Origin of the sequence: Streptomyces sp. 8L (genome assembly GCF_020176795.1) — a bacterium.
GTDB lineage: Bacteria > Actinomycetota > Actinomycetes > Streptomycetales > Streptomycetaceae > Streptomyces.
The window spans coordinates 1-3,397 of sequence record NZ_JAIUKE010000358.1; the positions used below are offsets into that span (position 1 = coordinate 1).

Annotated in this window: 4 protein-coding genes; all 4 read left to right on the top strand. The window is 73.5% G+C overall.

Annotation, left to right across the window (positions count from 1 at the left end; translation table 11 throughout):
* Positions 1 to 796: SDR family oxidoreductase (locus tag LCE31_RS26425; protein WP_225018408.1), on the top strand; the 796-nt coding region annotated here is incomplete at its 5' end.
* A 17-nt stretch (positions 797 to 813) separates the two neighbouring features.
* Positions 814 to 1,587, top strand: coding sequence for an SDR family oxidoreductase (locus LCE31_RS26430; RefSeq protein ID WP_225018411.1), 774 nt, complete (start codon positions 814 to 816; stop codon positions 1,585 to 1,587).
* Positions 1,588 to 1,733: 146 nt separating this feature from the next.
* Positions 1,734 to 2,423: a uracil-DNA glycosylase gene (ung, locus tag LCE31_RS26435; RefSeq protein WP_225018415.1), complete on the top strand. Its 690-nt coding sequence runs from the start codon at positions 1,734 to 1,736 to the stop codon at positions 2,421 to 2,423.
* An 82-nt stretch (positions 2,424 to 2,505) separates the two neighbouring features.
* Positions 2,506 to 2,946: a hypothetical protein gene (locus tag LCE31_RS26440; RefSeq protein ID WP_225018417.1), complete on the top strand. Its 441-nt coding sequence runs from the start codon at positions 2,506 to 2,508 to the stop codon at positions 2,944 to 2,946.
* Positions 2,947 to 3,397 lie beyond the last annotated feature (451 nt).

Genomic DNA, 3,397 nt, shown 5'->3' on the forward strand with positions numbered 1-3,397 from the left:
CCCGGGGGGGTTCCCGCGGCCTGGCACCCCCCCCCGCCCCCCCCCCCGCCCGCGGGGGCGGGGGGGGCGGGGGGGGGGGGGGGGGGCGCCCCCCCCCACGGCCGTACGGCTCGCGGCCGAGGGCCGTGCCGTCGCCGTACTCGATCTGGACGAGGCGGCCTGCGGCGAGACTGTGAAGAAGATCACCGAGGCGGGCGGCAGGGCCGTCGCGATCGGCTGCGACGTGTCCGACAGCGCCCAGGTGGACGCGGCGGTCGCACGCGTCGTCGCGGAGCTGGGCGCGCCGACCATCCTCGTCAACAACGCGGGCGTGCTGCGGGACAACCTGCTGTTCAAGATGTCCGAGTCGGACTGGGACACCGTGATGAACGTGCACCTCAAGGGCGCCTTCCTGATGGCGCGCGCCTGCCAGAAGCACATGGTGGACGCGGGGTTCGGCCGTATCGTCAGCCTGTCGTCGTCGTCCGCGCTCGGCAACCGCGGCCAGCTCAACTACTCCGCCGTCAAGGCGGGCCTCCAGGGCTTCACCAAGACCCTGGCCAAGGAGCTCGGCAAGTTCGGCGTCACCGCGAACGCGGTCGCGCCCGGCTTCATCGTCACCGACATGACGGCCGCCACGGCCGAGCGGATCGGCATGAGTTTCGAGGACTTCCAGACCGCCATGGCGGGCCAGATCCCCGTGCAGCGCGTCGGCCGGCCGGACGACGTGGCCAACGCCATCGCCTTCTTCACCGGCGATGGCGCGGGCTTCGTGTCGGGGCAGGTCATGTACGTCGCCGGCGGCCCGCTCAACTGACCCCTAGGACCACAGCCATGACACAGCACCAGACCCCGGACGCCGCACCGGACACCGGCAAGGTCGCCCTCGTCACGGGCGCGAGCCGGGGCATCGGCTACGCCATCGCGGAGGCGCTCGTCGCCCGCGGCGACCGGGTGTGCATCACCGGACGCAACGAGGACGCCCTGAAGGAGGCCGTCGAGCGGCTCGGCCCCGACCGTGCGATGGGCGTCGCGGGCAAGGCACACGACCCGGCCCACCAGAGCACGGCGGTCGAGCGCGTGATGGAGGCGTACGGCCGTCTCGACCACCTCGTCAACAACGCCGGTACGAACCCGGTGTTCGCGCTCCTCGCGGACCTCGATCTGGCCGTCGCGAGCAAGACGTACGAGACCAACGTGCTCTCGGCCCTGGGATTCGCGCAGAAGACGTGGCACGCCTGGCAGAAGGAGCACGGCGGCACGATCGTGAACGTCGCCTCCGTCGCCGGCCTCAACGCGTCGCCCTTCATGGGCACGTACGGCATGAGCAAGGCCGCGATGATCAACCTGACGCTCCAGCTGGCGCGCGAGTTCGCGCCGGCCGTGCGGGTCAACGTCATCGCTCCCGCCGTCGTCAAGACCAAGTTCGCGCGGGCGCTCTACGAGGGCCGCGAGGAGGAGGCCGCGGCGGCCTACCCGATGGGACGGCTCGGCGCTCCCGAGGACGTCGGCGGCGCCGCCGCCTTCCTGACCTCCGACGCGGCCGGCTGGATCACCGGCCAGACGCTGGTGGTCGACGGCGGGGTCTTCCTGACGGCCGGGGTCTGAGCACGCGGAGCCCCTCGCGTCCCCGCCCCTCCCGTGCGCTCAGCGGCCGGTCGCCCCAGGTGGGGCGGCCGGCCGGCGCCGTTGTCAGTGGTGCCCGGTAGGTTCGTACGCGGTGGGCAAGGAGACAAGATCCGGAGGATGTTGACGTGACCGAGACCGACGTGCTGCCCGAGTCCTGGCGCGGCGCCCTGGGCGAGGAGCTGGACAAGCCCTACTTCGCCGAGCTGCTGGAGTTCGTGGCGAAGGAGCGGGCCAACGGTCCTGTGTACCCGCCGGAGGGCGAGGTCTTCGCGGCGCTGGAGGCCACGCCGTACGAGGACGTGAAGGTGCTCGTGCTCGGCCAGGACCCGTACCACGGCGCGGGGCAGGGGCACGGCCTGTGCTTCTCGGTGCGCCCGGGCGTGCGCGTCCCGCCGTCCCTGAGGAACATCTACAAGGAGATGCGGGACGAGCTCGGTCACCCCGTGCCGGACAACGGATACCTGATGCCGTGGGCGCGGCAGGGCGTCCTCCTGCTCAACGCGGTGCTGACGGTGCGCGAGGGCGAGGCGAACTCGCACAAGGGCCGGGGCTGGGAGAAGTTCACGGATGCCGTGATCACGGCGGTCGCCGAGCGGCCCGATCCGGCCGTGTTCGTGCTCTGGGGTGCGTATGCGCAGAAGAAGGCGCCGCTCATCGACCAGGAGCGGCATGTGGTGGTGAAGGGCGCCCACCCGTCGCCACTGTCCGCCAAGAAGTTCTTCGGCTCGCGCCCCTTCACTCAGATCGACGCGGCCGTCGCCGCGCAGGGGCACACCCCGATCGACTGGCGCGTCCCCGACCTGGGCCGAGCCTGAAGGCGAGAGCGGGCGACCGCGACTAGCGTCATTACCGAGCGTTTTGTCAGATTTTCATTACGCAACGGTGGAGGCGCCAGGCATGGAGCAGCGGCAGTCGTCCGAGGAGTCCCTTGTGACCAGGATCGGGCAGGCGGTGATCCTGCTCCACGGCGGCGACCGCGAAGAGGCCCGCAACCGCATGGGCGACCTGTGGTCGGAGCTCGGCGACACCGGCGACCCGGTCCAGCGGTGCACCCTCGCGCACTACATGGCCGATACACAGGACGACCCCGGTGACGAACTCGCCTGGGACCTGCGGGCTCTGACGGCGGCGGACGGCGAGGCGCCGGAGGTGGTCGCCTTCCACCCGGCGTTCCACGCCAACCTCGCCGCCGACTACGTCAAGCTGCACCGCCCCGACGCGGCCCGGCTGCACCTGGAGCGGGCGCGCGCCTGCGCCCATGTGCTGGGGGACGACGGCTACGGCGACGGGGTGCGGACGGTGATCGCCCGGCTGACGCGGCAGCTGGCCCCGGGCTGACCGGAGGGAAAGCGGCGCAGGCCCCGGCCGTGGCGGGGCGGCCGCCGCGGGCCGCCGTCGCGCACCGCACGGCCGCCTCAGTGCCCGTACGCCTCGTGGCAGATGCGGGCCTGTGGGCTGCCCGCGCTCCAGTGGCCATACGTCTCGCCGAGCGCACAGACCCCGGCCGCGCTCGACGGAAGGGTGTGCGGCGCGGGGTGGTGGGCCCCCTGCCCGCCGCTCTGTCCATACCCCTGACCGTGGACGCCGCCCTCGCTCCGGGCATTGCCGAAGAGCCGCGCACGCGGGTGCCGCACCGCCGCCGAGCCCTGCGGGCGCGGCTCGGCGGCGCCCGGAGCCGCCTGCTGGGCCGCGGGGGCGGCGGCGGGGGGGGGGGGGGGGGGGGGGGGGGGGGGGGGGGGGGGGGGGGGGGGGGGGGGGGGGGCCCGGGCCGGGCCCCCCCGGGCGGGGG